Origin of the sequence: Thiorhodococcus drewsii AZ1 (genome assembly GCF_000224065.1) — a bacterium.
Taxonomy (GTDB): domain Bacteria; phylum Pseudomonadota; class Gammaproteobacteria; order Chromatiales; family Chromatiaceae; genus Imhoffiella; species Imhoffiella drewsii.
On the sequence record NZ_AFWT01000001.1, the window covers coordinates 1 to 20,891 of the forward strand.

At 59.8% G+C, this 20,891-nt stretch carries 19 protein-coding genes; 7 read left to right on the top strand and 12 right to left on the bottom strand.

Annotated features, from left to right (window positions below; genetic code table 11):
* The coding region (locus THIDRDRAFT_RS00005; protein ID WP_007038717.1) for an IS4 family transposase at positions 1-200 on the top strand (200 nt) is incomplete at its 5' end.
* Here the strand turns inward: THIDRDRAFT_RS00005 and THIDRDRAFT_RS25400 are convergent.
* The 3 genes from THIDRDRAFT_RS25400 to THIDRDRAFT_RS24310 all read right to left on the bottom strand — a co-directional run bounded on the left by THIDRDRAFT_RS25400 (position 188) and on the right by THIDRDRAFT_RS24310 (position 3,010).
* On the bottom strand, positions 188-1,381 hold the full coding sequence (locus THIDRDRAFT_RS25400) for a hypothetical protein (protein WP_007038718.1): 1,194 nt from the start codon (positions 1,379-1,381) through the stop codon (positions 188-190). The two genes, THIDRDRAFT_RS00005 and THIDRDRAFT_RS25400, sit on opposite strands and share 13 nt — an antisense overlap.
* Complete coding sequence (locus tag THIDRDRAFT_RS25405; protein ID WP_139058570.1) at positions 1,362-1,727, bottom strand: hypothetical protein; 366 nt, start codon at positions 1,725-1,727, stop codon at positions 1,362-1,364. Before THIDRDRAFT_RS25405 ends, THIDRDRAFT_RS25400 begins: the two co-directional genes overlap by 20 nt.
* 158 nt (positions 1,728-1,885) lie before the next feature.
* Entirely contained in the window at positions 1,886-3,010 is a 1,125-nt protein-coding gene (locus tag THIDRDRAFT_RS24310; protein ID WP_007038719.1) for a toll/interleukin-1 receptor domain-containing protein, read from the bottom strand.
* A gap of 294 nt (positions 3,011-3,304) precedes the next feature.
* On the opposite strand from THIDRDRAFT_RS24310, the gene THIDRDRAFT_RS00010 reads away from it, so the two are divergent.
* A complete protein-coding gene (locus THIDRDRAFT_RS00010) occupies positions 3,305-4,600 on the top strand; it encodes an integron integrase (protein ID WP_007038720.1) in 1,296 nt (431 codons plus the stop codon).
* Positions 4,601-4,750: 150 nt separating this feature from the next.
* On the opposite strand, the gene THIDRDRAFT_RS00015 is transcribed toward THIDRDRAFT_RS00010, so the two are convergent.
* From THIDRDRAFT_RS00015 to THIDRDRAFT_RS00040, 6 genes are all read right to left on the bottom strand, one after another.
* Positions 4,751-6,313 (bottom strand): mechanosensitive ion channel domain-containing protein, encoded by a 1,563-nt coding sequence (locus THIDRDRAFT_RS00015; RefSeq protein WP_007038721.1) that lies wholly within the window; start codon positions 6,311-6,313, stop codon positions 4,751-4,753.
* A gap of 272 nt (positions 6,314-6,585) precedes the next feature.
* Complete coding sequence (locus THIDRDRAFT_RS00020) at positions 6,586-8,961, bottom strand: nitric oxide reductase activation protein NorD (protein WP_007038722.1); 2,376 nt, start codon at positions 8,959-8,961, stop codon at positions 6,586-6,588.
* Between the two features lie 67 nt (positions 8,962-9,028).
* Complete coding sequence (locus tag THIDRDRAFT_RS00025) at positions 9,029-9,388, bottom strand: four helix bundle protein (protein WP_007038723.1); 360 nt, start codon at positions 9,386-9,388, stop codon at positions 9,029-9,031.
* 47 nt (positions 9,389-9,435) lie between these two features.
* On the bottom strand, positions 9,436-10,242 hold the full coding sequence (locus THIDRDRAFT_RS00030) for a CbbQ/NirQ/NorQ/GpvN family protein (protein ID WP_007038724.1): 807 nt from the start codon (positions 10,240-10,242) through the stop codon (positions 9,436-9,438).
* Between the two features lie 140 nt (positions 10,243-10,382).
* Positions 10,383-10,739, bottom strand: a complete 357-nt coding sequence (locus tag THIDRDRAFT_RS00035) for a ribulose bisphosphate carboxylase small subunit (protein WP_007038725.1) — start codon at positions 10,737-10,739, stop codon at positions 10,383-10,385.
* A gap of 182 nt (positions 10,740-10,921) precedes the next feature.
* The gene (locus THIDRDRAFT_RS00040; RefSeq protein ID WP_007038726.1) at positions 10,922-12,340 is read right to left on the bottom strand and encodes a form I ribulose bisphosphate carboxylase large subunit; all 1,419 of its coding nucleotides are present in this window, start codon (positions 12,338-12,340) and stop codon (positions 10,922-10,924) included.
* A 235-nt stretch (positions 12,341-12,575) separates the two neighbouring features.
* On the opposite strand from THIDRDRAFT_RS00040, the gene THIDRDRAFT_RS00045 reads away from it, so the two are divergent.
* Complete coding sequence (locus THIDRDRAFT_RS00045) at positions 12,576-13,511, top strand: LysR family transcriptional regulator (protein WP_007038727.1); 936 nt, start codon at positions 12,576-12,578, stop codon at positions 13,509-13,511.
* A gap of 188 nt (positions 13,512-13,699) precedes the next feature.
* Here the strand turns inward: THIDRDRAFT_RS00045 and THIDRDRAFT_RS00050 are convergent, their stop codons facing one another.
* Genes THIDRDRAFT_RS00050 through THIDRDRAFT_RS00060 form a run of 3 tightly spaced genes read right to left on the bottom strand, consistent with a single transcriptional unit; the run spans position 13,700 to position 16,171 of the window.
* Positions 13,700-15,046: a HAMP domain-containing sensor histidine kinase gene (locus THIDRDRAFT_RS00050; protein ID WP_007038728.1), complete on the bottom strand. Its 1,347-nt coding sequence runs from the start codon at positions 15,044-15,046 to the stop codon at positions 13,700-13,702.
* On the bottom strand, positions 15,043-15,750 hold the full coding sequence (locus THIDRDRAFT_RS00055) for a response regulator (protein ID WP_007038729.1): 708 nt from the start codon (positions 15,748-15,750) through the stop codon (positions 15,043-15,045). The genes THIDRDRAFT_RS00050 and THIDRDRAFT_RS00055 overlap by 4 nt, the downstream gene beginning before the upstream one ends.
* 13 nt (positions 15,751-15,763) lie before the next feature.
* Entirely contained in the window at positions 15,764-16,171 is a 408-nt protein-coding gene (locus THIDRDRAFT_RS00060; RefSeq protein WP_007038730.1) for a hypothetical protein, read from the bottom strand.
* 316 nt (positions 16,172-16,487) lie between these two features.
* Here THIDRDRAFT_RS00060 and dxs point away from each other — a divergent pair, with 316 nt between their 5' ends.
* The 4 genes from dxs to THIDRDRAFT_RS00080 all read left to right on the top strand — a co-directional run bounded on the left by dxs (position 16,488) and on the right by THIDRDRAFT_RS00080 (position 20,746).
* Entirely contained in the window at positions 16,488-18,437 is a 1,950-nt protein-coding gene (gene dxs, locus THIDRDRAFT_RS00065; protein ID WP_007038731.1) for a 1-deoxy-D-xylulose-5-phosphate synthase, read from the top strand.
* 70 nt (positions 18,438-18,507) lie between these two features.
* On the top strand, positions 18,508-19,284 hold the full coding sequence (gloB, locus tag THIDRDRAFT_RS00070; RefSeq protein ID WP_007038732.1) for a hydroxyacylglutathione hydrolase: 777 nt from the start codon (positions 18,508-18,510) through the stop codon (positions 19,282-19,284).
* On the top strand, positions 19,277-20,149 hold the full coding sequence (modD, locus tag THIDRDRAFT_RS00075; RefSeq protein ID WP_007038733.1) for a ModD protein: 873 nt from the start codon (positions 19,277-19,279) through the stop codon (positions 20,147-20,149). Before gloB ends, modD begins: the two co-directional genes overlap by 8 nt.
* A 177-nt stretch (positions 20,150-20,326) precedes the next feature.
* Complete coding sequence (locus THIDRDRAFT_RS00080) at positions 20,327-20,746, top strand: hypothetical protein (protein ID WP_007038734.1); 420 nt, start codon at positions 20,327-20,329, stop codon at positions 20,744-20,746.
* Positions 20,747-20,891 lie beyond the last annotated feature (145 nt).

Sequence of the window (20,891 nt, forward strand, 5' to 3'; positions counted from 1 at the left end):
CCTACATTCTGGCCAAGAAGCCCGTGCCCAAGCAGTCTCCGCGACTCAACGAGGTGTTGCGCTTGATCGCCCGCCAGGGCGGATTTCTCGGACGCAAGGGCGATGGCGAGCCTGGTGTGAAGAGCATTTGGCTCGGACTGCAGCGCATCAGAGACGTGGCAGCCGGGATCAAATACGCCAAAGAATCTCATGACTTATGAAGATGTGTGTAATGAGATGGGCTTACACCCATAGTCCCCAAGCTCTTTTTAAAATGCGCCTCAATAAGTGCCAATCTTGTTAAACAGTGAAGCGGAAATTCAACTATCTCGTAAGGGAACTCTTTACCCAAATATGTTGCCGCTCCAGATGAGGTAATCGCAAAAAGCACACCAAGCATTCTAAAATGCCCATAAGGGTGCATTAGCGCAAGATCTTCTTGTTTAGATTTGACGGCTTTCAATATTGCATCTTCGCTAAATAATTTTTGCGGCTCTTTTTCAACAAAAAATAACCCAAAAATTTCTTTATTTAGCTTAAGCCATGTATCCAAATATAGTAACTGTATTAGTAAAGCCACGCCAAGAAGGAATGCCGCTATCATTCTTTTTGGATTGCAGTAATACTGGTTGCCCATAGTAAGAACATTACGGAATGCTTCATTTTGCAAATTAACCAAAATTTTAATTACACCATGCCAATCAGCGCTCAACTCTAAACACCAATTGAGTTCTCGCAATGCTTCTTCGGTTCCTACATTACTTTTTACATCTCCAATATACTGCCCACTTCGCTCAAACCCTATAATGCCTCCGTCTCCGCTAAGCGCATGATTTCGTTCATGATCTAGAACAAAATATGTCAATACGCTGCATAAATAATGGTATTCATCTGCACTGCTTGAGTTAAATTCATATTCAAAATCAGAATCTTCCCATGGTCTCCGAATTAGATCATAGCCGGCAAAATCTTTAGATTTCTGTACCCCATAATCACGATTCAATACTCTTTCTATTAATAGCCGTATATCATTATCCGCAATTTCCGCTTCCTTTCCTGTTGTCATCAATAATGTCGAAAGATGAGCTGTTCGATTTATTAAAAGACGCATTCCATGAGACATACCGATACATTCACTGCTTTCTAGTGGAGCGTAAACTGCAAATGGATCGTAACTATTGACTTCTATAAATGTCTGCTTAAACCCTCCCTTTGATGATGACTTCCACTTCGAATAGGTGTCCCTTTCAATTAGAAACTGGATAAGACCCGGGTGAGTCACGTCTTCGAAAATAGCTAGCTCTATTGACGTGTTATGGCCGCCTAAAAGATCCGCGAAAGATTTTTCGTCTCCCTTAGGACGAGGAAGCCAGTGCTTGGTTTCATTCGGTGTCATCGGCATCTCTATTTCCTACTATTCTTTGTTTCTCCAATTTTTCTATAATCTCTATAATCTCGTCTTTTGAAAATCCTTCCATAAATGTGCTGCCATTATTTTTAACTTCAATTTTCTTAACGTTATTTCTTTTGGCTAGGGCCTCTATACTTTTGATCAGTTGAACAAGCACTGGACTTGCAGCCAAGGCGGTGACAATTACCTCGAGTGGCAGACCTAAATTGCTAGCTCCAAGAGCTTGTCTGCGAATATTTACATTCTTCATTGGGATTTCGCGCAATAAACTTCTAGATGATTCCTCAGATACTTGAACCAAAAAACATAGCTCGTCTGTCTCTTCTACATTTATCATTTGCTTTTCCCAGACTACTTCATATTAGTTGTTTAGCAGTTACGATATGTGTGTATGGATACTTAGAGTCTAACGTAAGCCTCAAGCCGACCGCCCAAAGCGGCGCGAGCGAAGCGAGCGGCGCTTTGGGCGGTCGGCTTGAGGCTTTTGTTAGAATTTCATTTGCTGACAGCTTCATTTGTAGTCCTAGCGATTTTAAAAAACAATTCTTCTTGCTCCGCTTCGGTCATATTAATGACTGGTTTAGATGGAGGATTTGCTGACTGAAATACTCCCAACTCGGATTCGGCGAATGAACATGGCTTCAATATAACAGGAACTATAGTCGTTCCATGTCGTTTAGCAGAAGCCAACAATGGCGGAAGTTCATTATCTACGATAAAATCAGAAGCTAAAAAATCAGCGCTAACCAATAATATAGCAATCTTAGATGCATTTAGTGCTTGTATAATTTGCTCTTTCCATTTCATCCCCGGTTTAATTTTCGTATCATCCCACGGCGATATCATTCCCTTACGCTCAAATGGTTTTAAATGAATTTGCAACCTCTTTAACCATTCTGTATCAGCATGACTATAGCTGATAAAGACGGGTGTTGACTTATCAAGAGACATAGATGCTTTTCCTCTATTTTCTTTATTAATCTCATGTATTGAACATCCCGTTCTTGCGATATTTGCAAGCTTGATTAGCATACTTTGGATGTATTGAATCTGTTCAAACTCAAGATATTTGTTAATGGTCTTTAAGCTATCCAAAGATATATAACCCGACTCAATGGTTTCAACAATATCAGATTTGATTACTTTTCTGTGAAACAAACAGCCTCGCTCACCATCATGAATCATTCCCTTTCCAACAATAAATCTAATTGAAAAACTCAGCAATTCAAAGCAATAATAAACATGAAGTGGTACTGGGGCAATTAATCTCTCTACTCCGTGGATGGATGTTATGACCTTCCCCGTTAGTCTTCCGTTTTCATTTGTCTGCATTGAACCAAAGAGGTTCCCCCATTTCTCTCCATCTAAACGTTTATCAACAACACCAATTGTCAGGTTATGAAATCCTTTCAAGTCTTTGAATACGCAATCAATTAGTCTGTAAATTTCTTTTGTATTATAAAAAACGGTATTTTCCGGTTGATAATCTATAAACCTTGCATCGGTTAGCATGGAAAATGAAAAGTAATTCTGGTTTTCATTGGTAAATGATATTGCCTCCAATAAGGCATCAGGATCGTGAAATCCAATTTCAACCAGTTCTATTGGAAATCTATTCATGCCGCCCCTGAAATTCTAACAGTTGATTAGACAGAATCAGTAATTATTGCGCTAGACGGATTCTCTAATTTCTGTACTAGACAGATTCTGTCTAGTATGACTATGATTCACGCACACAATACGACCACCTCACATCCCCTGCAACACCCTGCCCCGTCTAACCACGCGTACACAAGCCGAGATTAGGCCATGGATAAAAACCCGTCAACCTATAAGGATAAGGTGCGGTCGTTTTAGCACCGGTACGTGGAAAAAGTCCATAAATCAGGGATTAAGCCGCCGTTCGACCGCTGGATGGTGCGACGTGCGGAGCAGTACATCGCAGCCTTTCCTGATAGGAAGCTGGTGGAGCAGACGCCCGCCGATGTAGAGCAATATCTTGCGAATCTGGGAAAGAAGACCGAGCTGAAGGATTGGCAGTTTCGCCAAGCGGTCGATGCTATACGGATTCTCTTCGAGCTCGCGGGGGTCGAATGGCTTGGACAGGTCGACTGGGAACAGTGGCGGGCATCGGCTCGGCTGCTGGAGCAGAACCATCCGACGCTGGCCCGAGATTATGAGGTGGTCTCAGTGACGTCGAACTCGGATGCCGATGACACAACCTACTCCCTCGCTGAGATCCGCAAAGCGCATTCGGCCCTGCTGGACCGAGTCGTCAAGGCGATTCGAGTCCGTGGGATGGCGATCCGCACCGAACAAACCTATGTCCATTGGATGCTGCGCTATATCGCCTTCAGCGGGAATCGGGACCCGTCCGAATTGGGCGCCAATCAAATCGCCCGTTTCCTGGAGCATCTGGCGGTCGATCGGCGTGTGGCCGCGAGTACCCAGAATCTGGCGCTCAATGCCCTGGTTTTTCTCTATCGCAACGTCCTCGGGCGCGAAGATCTCGCACTGGAAGAGTTTGTACGCGCCAAGCGCCCTCGGCGTTTACCGACGGTGCTGACCCATGCCGAAGTCACGACGCTTCTGAGCCAACTCGACGGTGTTCATCGACTGATGGGCTCGCTGCTCTATGGCACCGGAATGCGGCTGATGGAATGCGTCCGGTTGCGTGTGCAGGACATCGATTTCGGATACGGCCAGATCCTGGTCCGCAACGCCAAAGGAAACAAGGATCGCGTGGTTCCTTTGCCAGAACGCACACAGGATGCTCTGAGGGACCATCTGGTGCGCGTGAAGGTGCTGCATGAAGCCGACCTGGCGGAGGAATTCGGCGAGGTGTACCTACCGGATGCGCTGGAGCGGAAATACCCGAACGCGGCCCGAGATTGGCGTTGGCAGTATGTCTTTCCGAGCGGACGTCTCTCCACCGATCCACGTAGCGGCGTTACGCGGCGCCATCACCTGCACGAATCGGCACTGCAGAAGGCCGTCAATCGGGCAGCCCAGGCGGCCGGGATCACGAAGCGGGTCGGGCCCCATACACTGCGCCACAGCTTCGCGACCCATGTGCTTCAGGCGGGATATGACATCCGCACGGTGCAGGAATTGCTCGGGCACGCGGATGTATCGACCACCATGATCTATACGCATGTGCTGAATCGCGGCGGCAAGGGGGTGCAGAGTCCGCTGGATGCGTTGGTTTGAAAGAACGGTCGAGACAAAGGGAGGCGGTTCTTGGGTGCGGTATGTGATGGCAAGGCTTGGTCGGCATGGGTGCTGACTTCCATTCGGCGGAATACGCTGCGCTATTCCGCCCTACCGGGGTGTTCGCGGGGTGTTGGTGGAGGCTGGAAATCAGGGCATGGGTGTCCAGCGACCGCGATGTCGGCGCGAGGGGCGTAAGACCAGACCTTCGATGCGCTCGCGGATGTCGCGCATGCTGAGGCTTCGGGCGGGCTGGCGGCTGGCGAAGCGGGCGGCTTCGGCGGCGTCCAGACGTTCCTTGACGACCTCGGCTAGACGCTCGGAAAGTTCGGGCCGTTCGGAGAGCAGGCCGCGAACGCATTCGAGATCGATGCGAATCAGGTTTACGTCGCTCTTGGCCGTGTATTCCAGGAAGGAGGGATCCGTCGTGAGCATCGAGGTGATGCCGAAGTATTTTCCCGGCCCCAGGGTTTCGGTGACCTTGCGGGTGCGATCGAAGAGCGTGACCGCCGCCTCGATCAGCCCGGCTGTGACCACGTAGAAGGCCTCGCTCTGCACGCCCTCCGCCAGGATGACGCGACCGCTGTCGAACTGACAGAATGCGGCGCGCGAAGCCAACCGCTCCAGCTCCTCTGCGGTCAGGAAACCCGAGAGATCGAGACTCTGAAGCGCCAGCAGCAGGCTCGGCGGCTCAGCCTGAGTGACCTGGGCGCGACGGGTGCGGATCTCGTGCACCTCCGGAGCGGCCTCAATGCCCGCCGCCTGCAGCCCGCGATGGATCTCGCGAAAAAGCTCCTCGCGGGCACGGAACATCGTCGGATAGTTCTTCAGATGCACCCAGACCATGTAGGAATAGGGAACGGTCGTGGCGTCGGCGAGACGCACCACCGGGTAAGGAAACTTGAGCACGTTCTCACAGCGCAGGGCCGCCTCCAACATGAGCGCAGTGGCGAAGCGCGGATCCACCTCGGGGGGGAGCTTAATGAAGTACCAAGGTGCATAGAGATGCTGCACGTCGTGCAGATTCTTGATCATCTGCCCCGCCATCTGTGAGTTGGGGATGATGTGGGTCGAGTTGTCCCAGCCCCGCAGCCAGGTCGCACGCCAGTTCATGTCGACCACCTGCCCGATGGTCCCGTTGGTCAACTCCACCCAGTCGCCGAGCCGAAACGGTCGCTCGATTCCCAGGGCCACGCCGGAGAAAAGGTCGCCCAGCGTCTTCTGCAACGCCAAACCAAGAACCGCCGCCGCAACGCCGGTCGAGACCCAGATACCGGTGAAGGAGTAGCCGCGTTGCCATAGATAGATCGCGCCTCCAAGCACCATCATGGCGACGTAGATGAGACCGGTCACGAGCTTGGGAATCCGCTCGGATAGTTCCTCGTCGGCACGATCGAGCCACACGACCTCGATGAGGCGCGCCAGCGCCCATCCAGCGGATAGATAGGCCAGCAGCAGGGTCAGCGAACGGATGGAATCGTCCACCCCAGAGATGTCGAGCAGATGCGCGGCCAGTCGGACCAGCGCCCCACCGACGAGGAACGCGTACGGCAGCAGGACCAGATCGATCAGGGCAACGATACGCGGAAAGCGCGGACTCCCGGACTTACCGCCGAGCATCCAGGCAACGAGCCGTCCAAAGAGCACGACCAGCAATGCTCCCAGCAAGAGGTCCCAATTGTCGTATGCCAGGATGTCGAAAAGCTTGTTCATCAGCCAACCGCGTTGAGCGCAAATCGGTCAGTGAGCCGGTGTCACTGACTAGAGTGAAACGTCAGGGTATCAGGTCTCGCGATCGCGCAGATCATATGCGCGAAGCATCCAGGAATGCCGGTGGAAAATCGCTGGAAACGGGCGACGGAATAGGGTCTCGAAGGGCGACCGCTTGACCGCACACCCTCGACGAGGCCCCAATGACGGCAGGAGACACACCTGCACGCAGGTCCGCCCGTCACCTCATCGCGAGCGACCCGCTGGCAGCAGCATCAGCCGGTCAAGGCTGCAAACACCGCCGGCAAGCGCTCCGGTAGCCGCTCCACCCGATCGACGACCGAGTAACCGTTCTCTCCGAAGATGCGGGCGACATAGCGGTCGGCCTCGGGGTCGAGCGTCAGACAGTAGGTGTGGATGCCCTTCATGCGCAGATCCTCGACGGCCTTCTTGGCGTCGTGGCGGAGATATTGCGGGTCGCGCTCGTCGATGTCGGCGGGTTCGCCGTCCGTGATGAGCAGCACCAGGCGCTTCTGGGCCGGCTGCTGGTCCAGGTGCCAGCCGGCGTGGCGGAGCGCAGCGCCCATGCGGGTGGAGAGCCCGCCCTTCATGCCGGCCATGCGCGACTTGGCGTCGTCGTCATAGGGCTGGTTGAAGTCCTTGAAACGGTAATACTGGACGTCGTGCCGACCGTCGGAGGCAAAGCCGTGGACGGCGAAGTTGTCGCCGATGGAATCGATGGCCCAGGCCAGCAGGCCGGTGGACTCGCGGGTGAGATCGAGGATGCTCGGTGCCTCGGCGTAGCCGGGCTCGCCCTCCTTGACGCCGACCTTGTCGTTGGTGGACTGCGACAGATCCATCAGCACAACGATCGAGAGATCGCGCACATGCCGGGTGATGCGGATATTGATGCGCGGATCGGGCATGACACCGCGCCGGATGTCGATCATGGCGCGCACGGCGGCGTTGAGATCCAGCTCCTCGCCCTCCTCGTAGCCGCGCCGGCGGACGATGCCCTGGGGTTGGAGCGCATCGATCAGATGGCGGATGCGGCTCGCGACCGGTTTGTGCTTGGTGAGGATCTCGTCCATCGTCTCCGGGTCGCCCCGCCCCTGACGCCGCTCGACGATGGTCGCCCAGTCCGGGCGGTGGAGCTGTACCTGGTAGTCCCATTCCTGATAGTGGAAGGGATCGGAGATCGGCTCCTTGCCCTCCAGCTCGTTGATGGTGCAGCCCTCCTGGTCGAGCCAGAAGGGGGTGGAGAGCGTCCAGATCTCCTGGGCATCGTCGCCGGCCAGCTCGCAGTCGAGTTCGTTGACCATCTCCATGACATTGACCTTGCGCCGCACCTGCTGCTGGCTGGCCGGCAGATAGTCCACCCCATGCGAAAGGAAGCGGTTCCCGTCGAAATCCCAGACATAATCGTTGTCGTCGCGGTAGGGGATCGGCCAATCCTCCAAAATGCGCAGACTGGGAACGGCCACGTCCTGGATCGCACGGTTGTAGAAGTCGACGCCCGCCAGCCAGCTGATGCGGTTGTCCTCGGCACGCTCGGCCAGGGCGGCGCGAAAGGCGACTGCGGATTCCTCGATCAGGGGCTCTGGGTCGCGGTAGTCCGCGTCCAATAGGGCGCGGGCGAGACGCACCATGAGATCGAGCATGGGATGCAGCTCGACGCTTTCGCCCTGTTCCGGGGACGCGGTGAAGAATTGGAGCCAGAGCTTCTTGATGCCCGGAAAGTCGCGGATCGCCAGCGCCTCGACACGGGCGTCCTCGAACAGCTCGATGAAAATCCGCTGAACGGGGTTCAACTGCTCGGCGCTCATGGGCTGGGTGGTATAGACCATGTGCGCGGCGCAGTGCGCGGCGGCGGCGCGGTAAAGCTCGACGCCCGAGATGCCGCGCCAGGCGTCGAAGGCATCCGGCAGATGGATCTGAAAGTCCTCAATGAAGGGCTTGAGCCCGGTGCGCGACTCGTAGTCGCCCGAGGTCGGACGCATGAAGAAGGCCCGCGCCCAGAGCGCACGCAGATAGAAGTTGAGCTTGCGCTGGTTGTCGACGAAGAGGGTGCCGCGCCGCTCCTTCTGCAGCACCGAGCGCGAGGACTCGGTCTTGAGCCCGAAATAGGCGAGCTGACCGTCCAGGTCGCGGGCATGGGCCTGGGCGCCCCACAGCGCCCAGCGGCGCAGACCGCCCAGGGTCAGCTTGGAGAGCAGCTCGTCCATGTTCTCCATCATCGGCCGCAGACCGCGCGGCGCCTTGCCGGCGAGCTGATGCAGCAGATTCAGATAACCGCGCATCACCTCGACGTCGCCGAGCCGGCTCGCCGCGAGCGGCATGTTGGCCATCATGAGGATGAGCACGGTCCCCGAGGTGTGCGAGGACAGCTTCATGAGCGAGCTGACGATGTCGGGGATGATGTCCTCGCCGATCTCCTTGACCACGCCCGGCATCTCCTGAACGTAGGTCATCACCAGCTCGCTGCCCTTGTTCAGTCCGCACATGGCGCGGATACCGGTCAGATAGTGATCCAACCCGCGCGGAGACATCACCCGCGCCGCCTCCTGATAGCTCGACTCCAGCGCCTGAGCGTGCTCGTGCTCCGGATCGGCTTTGAGGCAGGTGAGGTATTCGCTGAAGTCGATGGTCATTGTGAAGGCCTCCAGCTTCCAGCGTCCAGCTTCCAGCCAGAGAAAGCGAGCGGCCGCGAACGACGCCTCATGCCGATTGACAGAGCTTGGAGAGCAGTCCAGACAACATTCTGCGCACCTCCGAGCAGCGCGCCATTAGCGCATCGGCTTGATCCTCTGAGAGATAGCTGAGGTCTCTGGATAGCAAACATTGGTATTCGAGCTCGTTGGCGGAACCCGCAGCGATTCTGACGAAGCGGGCAAAATCCGCGTCGGTTCCCCTTCCGCAGCCTTCGGCGATGTTCGAGGGCACGGAAACGGCGCAGCGCCGCATCTGAGCCAACAGCCCAAATCGCTCGGCGTCCGGAAACCCTCCCGTCGCCTTGTAAATATCCAGCGCCAGCACATGCGACTTTTCCCAAACACCCAGCTTTCGATAATCCCTCATCGCGTTCCGTTTCCCTCCGCTGGAAGCTGATCGCTGGCGGCTGACAGCTAAAAATAGGTATTCACCGCTGCATCCAGGGTATCGCGCATATCCGGGTCGTCCGTTAGGGGACCGACCAGGGCCATCTGGGCGGCGGACTGGGGGTCGATGCCCTTGCCGATGAGTTGCGCGGCGTAGACCAGCAGTCGGGTCGACATGCCCTCGTCGAGTCCGTGGCCCTTGAGGTTGCGGCTGCGGTGGGCGATCTGGACCAGCTTCTCGGCGGTCGCCTTGTCCACACCGCCCTCGTGAGTGACGATCTCGGTCTCGATCGCGGCAGTCGGGTAGTCGAAGTCGAGCGCGCCGAAGCGCTGCTTGGTGGACTGTTTCAGGTCCTTCATCAGGCTCTGATAGCCGGGGTTGTAGGAGATGACGATCTGGAAGTCCGGGTGGGCCTCCACGATCTCGCCCTTCTTCTCCAGCGGCAGGTTACGACGATGGTCGGTCAGGGGATGGATGACGACCGTGGTGTCCTGGCGCGCCTCGACCACCTCGTCGAGATAGCAGATGGCGCCGATGCGTGCGGCGACGGTCAGGGGACCGTCCTGCCATTTGGTGCCGTTGATGTCGAGCAGGAAGCGTCCGACCAGGTCGGAGGCGGTCATGTCCTCGTTGCAGGCCACGGTGATAAGCGGCTTGCCAAGCGTCCAGGCCATGTATTCGACGAAGCGGGTCTTGCCGCAGCCGGTCGGTCCCTTGAGCATGACCGGCATGCGCGCCTCGTAGGCGGCGCGGTAGAGATCCACCTCCTGGTGGACCGGATGGTAGTAGGGTTCGCTCTTAACCAGATACTGGTCGCGGTCGATGTCTTGCATGCTCTTGATCCTTGTCTGTTCAGTGATGCTCCAGGCTGGCGGCGACACCAACCAAGAGCCCCGTCGGCGGGAGAAGATGGCGAGATCCTCCCAACCCGACAGGGCTCATCGGGCTCAAGTGCGGATGCGGATGCCGCGGATCAGACCGGCTTGCCGCGATAGACCACCATCTCGGCGCCCTTGGACTGGGCGTAGTTGTCGTAGCCGATCAGACGCACGTGATTCTCGGGATGCGCCTTGTGGCAGGCCTCGGCCTCGGCCAGGATGGTCTCGACGTCGGTCTCGCCGAACAGCGGCAGCTTCCACATGTACCAGAAGTGGTCGAAGGCATTCTCCGGCTCGGTGTGCTCGATGGCCGGATTCCAGCCCTTGCCGACGATGTACTCGACCTGCTTGCGGATGCGCTCGGCATCCATGGCCGGTAGATAGGAGAAGGTCTCGAACTTACGGCTGTTCACGTCTTCGAGACTGGAACTGTAATCCTGCATTTCGCTCATGGTGTCCTCTCTCAATTTTGAACCGCAAAGACGCAAAGGTCGCAAAGGGTTTGAAGCGATCTATCTATCGTGTCTACGCGGCTGAAACTAGTTCTATGGAGATATAGCGCTGGTCGATCGCTGGGCGCATAGGACACTCGATAAGACATCTTCGCGTCCTTTGCGCCTTTGCGGTTCGACTCTTACTTATGAGCCACGTCGAGCTTGTCGACGGTGTCGAACTCGAACTTGATCTCCTTCCAGGTCTCCATCGCGATCTTGAGTTCCGGGCTGGAGGCGGCGGCCTTGAGTAGCACCTCTTTGCCTTCCTTTTCGATGGCGACGCCTTGGTTGCGGGCCTCGACGCAAGCCTCCAGCGCGACACGGTTGGCTGCGGCGCCGGCCGCGTTGCCCCAGGGGTGGCCCAGGGTGCCGCCGCCGAACTGCAGCACGGCATCGTCACCGAAGATGGTCACCAGTGCCGGCATGTGCCAGACGTGGATGCCGCCGGAGGCCACCGCGAAAGCGCCGGGCATAGCGCCCCAGTCCTGATCGAAGAAGATGCCGCGCTTGCGGTCCTCCTTGATGTACTGCTCGCGCAGCAGATCGATCCAGCCCAGGGTCGATTCGCGGTCGCCCTCCAGCTTGCCGACCACGGTTCCGGTGTGCAGATGGTCGCCGCCCGACAGACGCAGGATCTTGGTCAGCACCCGGAAGTGGATGCCGTGGTTCGGATTGCGATCGAGCACGGCGTGCATGGCGCGGTGGATGTGCAACAGCAGACCGTTGTCGCGGCACCACTGGGCCAAACCCGTGTTGGCGCAGAAGCCGCCGGTGATGTAGTCGTGCATAATGATGGGTGCGCCGATCTCCTTGGCGTACTCGGCACGCTTGTACATCTCCTCCGGGGTCGGCGCGGTCACGTTCAGATAGTGACCCTTGCGCTCGCCGGTCTCGCGCTCGGCCTTGTCGATAGCCTCCATGACGAAATCGAAGCGTTGACGCCAGCGCATGAAGGGCTGCGAATTGACGTTCTCGTCGTCCTTGGTGAAATCGAGACCGCCGCGCAGACACTCGTAGACCGCGCGCCCGTAGTTCTTCGCAGAAAGGCCCAGCTTGGGCTTGATGGTGCAGCCGAGCAGCGGACGGCCGTACTTGTTCATGATGTCGCGCTCGACCTGGATGCCGTGCGGCGGGCCGTTGCAGGTCATGACGTAGGCGATCGGGAAGCGCACGTCCTCGAGACGCAGTGCGCGCACCGCCTTGAAGCCGAACACGTTACCGACCAGCGAGGTGAAGACGTTGACCACCGATCCTTCCTCGAAGAGATCGATCGGGTAGGCGATGAAGGCGTAGAAGGCCTCGTCGTTGCCAGGCACGTCCTCGATGGCATAGGCGCGGCCTTTGTAATAGTCGAGGTCGGTGAGCAGATCGGTCCAAACCGTCGTCCAGGTGCCGGTCGAGGACTCGGCGGCGACAGCGGCGGCCGCTTCCTCGCGCGGCACACCCGTCTGCGGAGTGATCTTGAAACAGGCGAGGATGTCGGTGTCCTTGGGCGTGTAATCGGGCATCCAATAGGTTTCGCGATAATCCTTCACGCCAGCGTTGTATGTCTTGGCCATTCTCTTATTGTCCTCCGCAAGTGTGTCTATTTTGCTTGGCCTAGCCAAGCTGGACTATGCATGGAGCCAATCAGCTCATGTTCAAACCTGGGACGGCATTATTTGTTCGCTGGCACTATAATTGAAAGTCAGCGTTTCTTATAAATACATCAGAAAAAGTTTATGCAGCGACCAGCAAGATGGTCTCAACTTCCGTCCACTACGACCACCTCTGAAGACTGACAGCGGCGTCCCCATGCACCTCTCACTCCGACAACTCCGCGTCTTCGAGGCGGTCGCCCGCCACCTGAGCTACACCCGCGCAGCCGAGGAGCTGCATCTCAGCCAACCGGCCGTGTCCATGCAGGTACGCCAGTTGGAGGATGCGATCGGACTGCCGCTGTTCGAGCGACTGGGAAAGCGCATCCTCCTGACCCAGGCCGGCGAGGAGGTGCACCACTACGGCCAGACTATCGACCGCTCGCTGTGCGAGATGGAAGAGGTGATGGAATCGCTCAAGGGCGTCAACAGCGGGCGGCTGCAGGTTGCCGTCGCCAGTACGGTCAACTATTTCGCACCGCGCTTGCTGGCGGTCTTTCAACGACGCTATCCGGGAATCACGCTCAAGCTGGTCGTCACCAACCGCGAGGAACTGGTCCATCTGCTCGACGGCAACGCAGTGGATCTGGTGTTGATGGGGCTCCCGCCCAAGACGGTCGAGGTGGAATCCGAGGTCTTCATGGACAACCCGCTGGTCGTGGTCGCGCCGCCCGATCACCCCCTGGCTGAAGCACGGAGAATCCCCATGTCACGCCTCGCCGAAGAGGTCTTCGTGATGCGCGAGGAAGGCTCGGGCACCCGCCAGGCGATGGAACGCTTCTTTGCCGAGCGCGACCTGAGCATCCGCCACGGCATGCAGATGACCCGCAACGAGGCCGTCAAGCAGGCGGTCCGCTCCGGACTCGGGCTGAGCGTGGTGTCGCTACATACGATCGAACTCGAACTGGAAACACAACGTCTCGTCATCCTCGATGTGGACGGATTTCCCGATCGGCGCCACTGGTATCTGGTCTATCGTCGCGGCAAGCGTCTGTCTCCCGCCGCCAAGGCATTCCGCGAATTCGTGATCGCCGAGGCCGCGCGCATCGCTACGCCGACGCTGTTCGCAACGCAATCGGAACCGAGCGCCTGAACGACTGTTAAATCCGGCCGGACGGAAAGGCATCCTCGGGAAACGCTGATTTACCGCGTTTCTCGTCCGGGCCAAGGGTGGCCCGACATGTTCACGCACCTAAGCGCTTGAATATGGAGCAAATCGGAAACCGCGTTTTCGATTCGCGAGCTGATTGAATGCCAGGAGGGCATTGAATCAGCGTCTCCCTAATTCGCCGTCGGGATCTCGAACCGGAAGGTCATGCCGCCCTTGGGATTGAGTCGGGCCGAGATGCGTCCAGCATGTGCCTCGACGATGCGCTTGCTGATGGTCAGACCGAGTCCGCTGCCGCCGGTCTGGCGGGAGCGGCAGCGATGACTGCGAAAGAATGGATCGAACAGCTGTTCCAGATCCTCGGGCGGCACGCCCTCCCCCGCATCCTCGATCTCGAACCAGAAACGCCCCGTATCGCTCCCGGCCGTCAGACGGAGGGGTGTCGCGTTCCGGTTGTACTTGACCGCGTTCTCCAACAGGTTGTCGAAGACCCGGCAGATCTGGCCGGGGTCGACCCAGGCCACCGGCAGCGCGTCCGCAATCTCGGCGTCGAGACGCTGCTCGGGATGGTAGCGCGCGAAGCGCTCCAGCACCCCGGTCACGACCTCATTCAGATCGATCGGTCGGCGCTGCAGAAAATGCTGGTCTGGGACTCGGCCGATCAGATCGAGACGCGAATTGATCAGTACATTATCGACCAGCCGTTCGAGCTCGGTCAGGTCGGCCCCGACCCCCTGCAGCCGGTCGAGGGTCTCCTCGAAATCGCCGGGGACGTCCTCCAGGAGTTCCAGAGCCACCCGCAAACGGGCCAATGGGGTTCGGATCTCGTGCGAGAGATTGGCGAAGAGTTCCTTCTCCGCCCGGATGCGGTGCTCCAGCCGCGATGCCATCTCGTCCAGCGACCGCGACAGGTCGCCCAACTCGTCACCCCGGACCAGGCCGCTGCGGGCCGACAGCTCGCCAGCAGCAAGCCGGTGCGCAGTGGCCGTGAGACGTTCCAGTGGTCTGGCGAAGGCTCTCGCCAATGGCCAGGAGGCCAAGGCGACGACCAGCAGCACCGCAGCGAGCGCGATCAGGAGTCCGGCAAATCCGGCCTCGGCGCCCTGCACCAGCAGATAGGCACCATCGGGTCCGCCGAGCGCAACGGCGTGCACCCATCCGTCACTTTGGCGATGCAACGGATGCCAACCGCCGACCTTGGCGAGTTCCTCGGCAGTGAGCGGTACCGGCGGCGCCCCGCCCGTGCGGGCAAGCGGGGTTCCATCCCGGTCATAGATGGCGGCGCTGCGCTCCAATGCCCCCGCAAGCCGACGCAAACCGGCTTCGAGCGCCTCCGGCCGACCGAGCAGGGGCTCGAGCTCGGCCGCAAGCACCTGGTGCAAGCGCTCCGGGCGGCCGTGGTAACGGGATTCGGGCTGGACCAGGATGGTGGTCGCGACGACCGCCAGGGTAGCCAGACAGACCAGGAACAGGCCGAAGAGATAGATGCGCCAGAAAAGACGCCGACGTGGATATCTCACCCGGCATACGACGCGAGGTACTGATAGCCGGCGCCGCGCACCGTGCGGATACGCTGCGGATTGCGCGGGCTGTCGCCCAGCTTCTGGCGCAGCCGGGAGATGTGCACGTCGATCGAGCGGTCGAAGGCCTCCTCCGCGCTGCCGCGTGCCAGTTCCATCAGACGCTCGCGCGAGATGACCTGACCGGCCCGCTCGGCCAGCGCCCGCAGCAGCGCGAACTCGTAGCTGGTCAGGGGGAGCGGCTGTCCGTCCAGCGTTGCGATCAGGGTGCCGGGATCGAGCGCCAGATCACCGACGCGAACCAGGTGCGTGCGCGGTCCGGCCCGACCGCGCGAGCGACGCACCGCCGCTCGGATGCGGGCCAGGAGTTCACGCGGCGAGAAGGGTTTGGGCAGATAGTCGTCGGCGCCGATCTCCAGCCCCAGGATGCGATCAGCCTCCTCGCCGCGCGCCGTAACCATGAGGATGGGCACGTCCGAGTGCTCGCGCAGCCGCTGACAGATGGAGATACCGTCGCGTCCAGGCAGCATGAGATCCAGCAGAATCGCGTCGAAGCGGTGCCTAAGCGCTTGCTGCAACCCGCGCTCGCCGTCCGATTCCAGGGTGACCAGCACCTCGTAGCGCTGCAGATAGTCGCTGGTGAGTTTGGCGAGCCGCATGTCGTCCTCGATGACGAGCAGATCGATCAAGGGTTCGCCGTTCATATCCGCCGCCCGCTCAGATGATGCAGGCCGAGCAGTTCGCGTCGACCTTGGGGCGCTCGCCGGGAAAGAAACGGTCGGCGGCGTACTCCGTGAGGTCGATCGCGAAGTGGACGTAGAACTCGGGATAGCCTTCGAGCGGAATCCAATAGGAATCAATCACCCGTCCCACCTCCGGGACGAACTCCACCGAACGCTTGGAGGTTTGCTCGCGCAGCGCCTTGCTGGCCAGACAGCCACGATGCTGCTTCTTCTCGCCCATATCGATGCAGCGGGTGCCGGGCGTGCAGCCAATGGCCTCGGCCGCACGGTTGCGGTCGAGGATGGTGAAGCTCTTGTGGACCAGCATGACCGGAAAGATAAACTGGTCCCAGAAGAGATGGAAATGATGGCGCAGGTCGTCGGTCACTTCGATGTTCGTCATGATGCGGTCTCTTTGTGATTCAGGCGCCCGTTCCCTGGACGAGGTATGGGTTTGGAACGGCGGATCCCCTGATCCACCGCTCCTATGTCGCATCTTGATCCGATCCGATGTCGCGCGTTTTTCGGACATGTGGAGAAGTGTGAAGCGGACGCGGTTCGACTGTCTGAAATCCAGATTGAGCCAAGATTCAAACTCAAAAGATCGAGTATTACCCTGTATTTTATACGGCATTAGCTCGCAGGGAGGTTTCCGATTGGTCAGTCGCTCGACGATTCGACTAAACTATTTGGCTTGTCCAAAAATAGACTCTCAGATCATGCCACACCGCACCTTGAGCGATCCCGGTGTCGCTTCGCACCGACGTCCACTCCTTGATTCGATCGACTCGCCACTGGACCTGCGCGCCCTATCCGAGAGTCAACTGCCCGAGGTCGCGAGCGAGCTACGCAGCTTCCTCATCGAATGCGTCTCCCAGACCGGCGGACACCTGGCGGCCGGACTGGGCGTCGTCGAGCTGACACTCGGACTCCATTACGTCTTCGATACCCCGACCGACCGCATCGTCTGGGACGTGGGCCATCAGGCCTATCCGCACAAGATCCTCACCGGACGGCGCGACCGCATGTGCACGCTGCGCCAGAAGGACGGGGTCTCCGGCTTTCCCAAACGCTGCGAGAGCGAATACGACGCCTTCGGCGTCGGCCACTCCAGCACCTCCATCAGTGCCGCGCTCGGCATGGCGCTGGCCGCCAAGCAGAAGGGCGAGCGACGCACCGTCATCGCCGTCATCGGCGACGGCGCACTGAGCGCCGGCATGGCCTTCGAGGCGCTCAATCACGCCGGCTCCATGGACATCGATCTGGTCGTCATCCTCAACGACAACGAGATGTCGATCTCGCCGCCGGTCGGCGCCATCAGCAACCATCTGGCCCGCCTGCTCTCCGGCAAGCTCTACACCAGCGTGCGCGAGGGCAGCAAGACGGCCCTGGCCGGCATGCCTCAGCTGCGCCACCTGGTCGGCCGCTGGGAGGAGCACGTCAAGGGCATGCTGATGCCGAGCACCCTGTTCGAGGAGTTGGGCTTCAACTACATCGGCCCCATCGACGGACACGATCTCGGTTCGGTCACCCGCACACTGCGCAACATCAAGGGCATGCCCGGACAGCGTCTGCTGCACGTGGTCACCCAGAAGGGACGCGGCTACGAGCCGGCCGAGGGTCAGCCGACGACCTATCATGGCGTCACCCCTTTCGACCGGCGCACCGGCGAGCTACGCAAGGGCAAGAGCAACGGCCCGACCTATACCCAGATCTTCGGCGGCTGGCTGTGCGATGCGGCGGACGAGGATCCGCGACTGGTCGGCATCACCCCGGCCATGTGCGAGGGCTCCGGCCTCACCGCCTTCTCCAAACGCTTCCCCGACCGCTATTTTGACGTCGGCATCGCCGAGCAGCACGCCGTCACGCTCGCCGCCGGTATGGCCTGCGAGGGACTCAAGCCGGTCGTCGCCATCTATTCGAGCTTCCTACAGCGCGCCTACGACCAGCTCATCCATGACGTCGCCCTGCAGAACCTGGACGTCACCTTCGCCGTCGATCGCGGCGGTCTGGTCGGCGCCGACGGCGCGACACACGCCGGCAGCTTCGATCTGAGCTTCACCCGCCCGATCCCGAACATGGTGATCATGGCACCCTCGAACGAGAACGAGTGTCGTCAGATGCTCAAGACCGCCTTTGAATACGAGGGTCCGGCGATGGTGCGCTATCCGCGCGGCGGTGGCCCGGGTATCGCAATCGATCCCAAGGCGCCCGCCTTGCCGATCGGGCGTGGAGAGATCGTCCGCCAAGGCGCAGGAAGCGTGGCACTGCTCGCCTTCGGCAGCATGGTGACGCCCGCGCTCAAGGCCGCCGAGACACTTAATGCCACGGTCGCCAACATGCGTTTCGTCAAACCGCTGGACCTCGATCTCATCCAGAAGTTGGCCGACACCCACGAACTGCTGGTCACGGTCGAGGAAAACACCATCGCCGGCGGTGCCGGCAGCGCAGTGGCCGAGGCGCTCGCCGGCCTCGGTCTCACCCCACGCTGCATCCAACTCGGGCTGCCCGATAGCTACATCGATCACGCCCAGCACGGCGAACAGCTGGCGGCCTGCGGCCTCGATGCGGCCGGCATCCTCGCAAGTGTGCAAGCCCAACTGAACGGCGCCGACTGGAAACAGGAGGACGCCGACGCGCCGATGCGGCACCAGGGCCTGGGCTCCTGAGCACCAGCCGCGTCGCGGATCAGGATCACGCTGGTTTCGGGCCATCCGAAACCAGCCACGGAGGCCCGACATGCTTCAGGTTCGCCCAATCCCCGCCTTCTCGGACAATTACATCTGGCTCCTGACCGAGACCGACGACACTGCAGTCGTGGTCGATCCGGGAGATGCCGACCCGGTGCTGGAACTGCTGCAGCAGGAAGGCCGAACCCTAACCGGAGTGCTGGTGACCCACCATCACTACGACCACATCGGCGGCATCCCCGACCTTAAGGCCGCGTTCCCTGACCTCCAGATCTATGGTCCGGACGACGAGCGCCTGCGCTCACCAGCCCACGTCTGTCGTGAGGGTGATGAGATCCAACCTGCCGGACTCTCCACCCGCTTCCAGGTGCTGGAGATTCCGGGTCACACCGCCACCCACATCGCCTTTCTCGGCGACGGCAAGCTCTTCTGCGGCGACACCCTGTTCGCCGCCGGTTGCGGGCGCGTCTTCGACGGCACCTTCGAGCAGCTCGCCCACTCGCTGGAACGCATCGCCGCCCTCCCCTCCGACACACTCTGTTACTGCGCCCACGAATACACCCTGGCCAATCTCGGATTCGCCGAATGGGTCGAACCCGACAGCCCAGCGCTGGCCGAACGCATGACACACGAGATCGCCTGCCGCCAGCGCGGCGAGCCGACGGTTCCGATGCAGCTCGACCTGGAATTGGCCACCAATCCATTCCTACGCGTCCGAGAGCCGACGGTCATGGCTGCGGCCGTAGGTTTTGCAGGCCACCCGCTGAACACGGGGGCCGAGGTTTTCACCGCGCTACGGCGCTGGAAGGACGAACGCTATGACTGACTCCGCGACGCGACCGGCGATCCCAGGGATGCCACCGGTCCTCAGCGACCAAGAACTGCACCAACTCCTCAATGAAGACGTCCCCTTCGGCGATCTCACCACCGAATCGCTCGGCATCGCCGCCCTGCCCGGTCGCATCCGCTTCTTCGCCCGCGACCCCATGGTGGTCTGCGGCATCGAAGAGGCCGCGCGCATGTTCGAGCTGTGCGGCGCGCGCGCCGAGATTCACCTGCACTCCGGCAACGAGGCGCCGAACGAAACCCTGCTGCTCGAGGCATCCGGCAGCGCGGGCGCGCTGCATCGCGGCTGGAAGACCGCCCAGACGCTCGTCGAATGGTGCTCGGGCATCTCGACCCGGGCCGCCGCCATCGTCGCCGCCGCCCGACGCGGCAACCCCGACGTCATGGTGGCCGGAACCCGCAAGAACGTCCCGGGCAACCGCCGTCTCGCGGTCAAGTGCTTCAAGGCCGGCGGTGCCGTCATGCATCGCAACGGACTGTCCGAGACCCTGCTGGTGTTCGCCGAGCACCGCCAGTTCCTGCCCGGCACCTCGCCGGCCGAGATGATCGCGCGCCTGCACCGCCAGTGCCCCGAGAAACGGGTGGTGGTGGAGGTCGCGACGCCCGACGAGGCCCTCGAATGGGCCGAGGCCGACGTGCTCCAGCTCGAAAAGTTCACCCCCGAGGCCGTCGCCCAGGTCGCCCGAGCGCTCGCCGAGCGCGGCTCCGACACGGTCGTCGCCGTCGCCGGCGGCATCAACGCCGCCAACGCCGAGGAATACGCCAAGGCCGGCGCCCGCCTGCTGGTCACCACCGCGCCACATCTGGCACCGCCGCGGGACGTCCAGGTGCGCTTCCAAGCCTGACGAGCCACACGTAGCCTGGGTGAAGCGCAGCGACACCCAGGAAACCAACCAACCTCGGCGGCATTCCCGGATTCCGCTCGCGCTCCATCCGGGCTGCGGGCATCGAAATCATGGCATGTATTTCGCTTGCATAGTGAAAGGCGGCGATTCGCCTATCACACATAGCGAGGTTCCCCGATGTCCGGCCCACGCCTGATCATGTATCACAAGCAAGCCACCAGTGCCCGAACCCGGTTTCTGAAACTGCCCTATGGTGGCGTCTGTGGTTTCGAGGCGCTGCCCGAAGGCGCCTCCCTGGCATCGGGCGACGGCGAATCCGAGAACCTGGTCTCGCACCCGGCTCCGCTGCTGCGCGAGGCCGAATCCCAGCTCGGGCTGGCCACGGGCTCGCTTGAGGCCGAGAGCGGCTATCGCTGTAAGATCAACTGGGACGAGGGCTCGGCCGAGGTCTATCTGGCCCATTTCACCAGCATCGATCCGCCCTTCGATGAGGTCTCGGCACAGGGCGCCACCTTTATCGACCTGACCCAGGCACGCAATTTGCCTCAAGTCGAATTGGCGCTGCTGCGGCTCGCCTACGAGCACATCCTGGGCTGAGATTCCTGGATCCAGGATTGTTGGGTTTGCCCCCAGACCGCCTCGACTGTCGCCAATCCAACAGTGGCGAGCAACGAAGCCAAGGGCCACTTCATCCAACTTTCGTTCGATGCGCCTATCGTTATACCATGCTAAATACAACGCT

Bases quoted from the DNA above. Each gene is read 5' to 3' on its own strand.
- THIDRDRAFT_RS00015 (WP_007038721.1), bottom strand. From the start codon at position 6,313: ATGAACAAGCTTTTCGACATCCTGGCATACGACAATTGGGACCTCTTG.
- THIDRDRAFT_RS25405 (WP_139058570.1), bottom strand. From the start codon at position 1,727: ATGATAAATGTAGAAGAGACAGACGAGCTATGTTTTTTGGTTCAAGTA.
- THIDRDRAFT_RS25400 (WP_007038718.1), bottom strand. From the start codon at position 1,381: ATGCCGATGACACCGAATGAAACCAAGCACTGGCTTCCTCGTCCTAAG.
- THIDRDRAFT_RS24310 (WP_007038719.1), bottom strand. From the start codon at position 3,010: ATGAATAGATTTCCAATAGAACTGGTTGAAATTGGATTTCACGATCCT.
- THIDRDRAFT_RS00035 (WP_007038725.1), bottom strand. From the start codon at position 10,739: ATGAGCGAAATGCAGGATTACAGTTCCAGTCTCGAAGACGTGAACAGC.
- THIDRDRAFT_RS00020 (WP_007038722.1), bottom strand. From the start codon at position 8,961: ATGACCATCGACTTCAGCGAATACCTCACCTGCCTCAAAGCCGATCCG.
- THIDRDRAFT_RS00080 (WP_007038734.1), top strand. From the start codon at position 20,327: ATGTCCGGCCCACGCCTGATCATGTATCACAAGCAAGCCACCAGTGCC.
- THIDRDRAFT_RS00055 (WP_007038729.1), bottom strand. From the start codon at position 15,750: ATGAACGGCGAACCCTTGATCGATCTGCTCGTCATCGAGGACGACATG.
- dxs (WP_007038731.1), top strand. From the start codon at position 16,488: ATGCCACACCGCACCTTGAGCGATCCCGGTGTCGCTTCGCACCGACGT.
- THIDRDRAFT_RS00010 (WP_007038720.1), top strand. From the start codon at position 3,305: ATGGTGCGACGTGCGGAGCAGTACATCGCAGCCTTTCCTGATAGGAAG.
- THIDRDRAFT_RS00045 (WP_007038727.1), top strand. From the start codon at position 12,576: ATGCACCTCTCACTCCGACAACTCCGCGTCTTCGAGGCGGTCGCCCGC.
- THIDRDRAFT_RS00040 (WP_007038726.1), bottom strand. From the start codon at position 12,340: ATGGCCAAGACATACAACGCTGGCGTGAAGGATTATCGCGAAACCTAT.
- THIDRDRAFT_RS00030 (WP_007038724.1), bottom strand. From the start codon at position 10,242: ATGCAAGACATCGACCGCGACCAGTATCTGGTTAAGAGCGAACCCTAC.
- gloB (WP_007038732.1), top strand. From the start codon at position 18,508: ATGCTTCAGGTTCGCCCAATCCCCGCCTTCTCGGACAATTACATCTGG.
- THIDRDRAFT_RS00060 (WP_007038730.1), bottom strand. From the start codon at position 16,171: ATGACGAACATCGAAGTGACCGACGACCTGCGCCATCATTTCCATCTC.
- THIDRDRAFT_RS00025 (WP_007038723.1), bottom strand. From the start codon at position 9,388: ATGAGGGATTATCGAAAGCTGGGTGTTTGGGAAAAGTCGCATGTGCTG.
- modD (WP_007038733.1), top strand. From the start codon at position 19,277: ATGACTGACTCCGCGACGCGACCGGCGATCCCAGGGATGCCACCGGTC.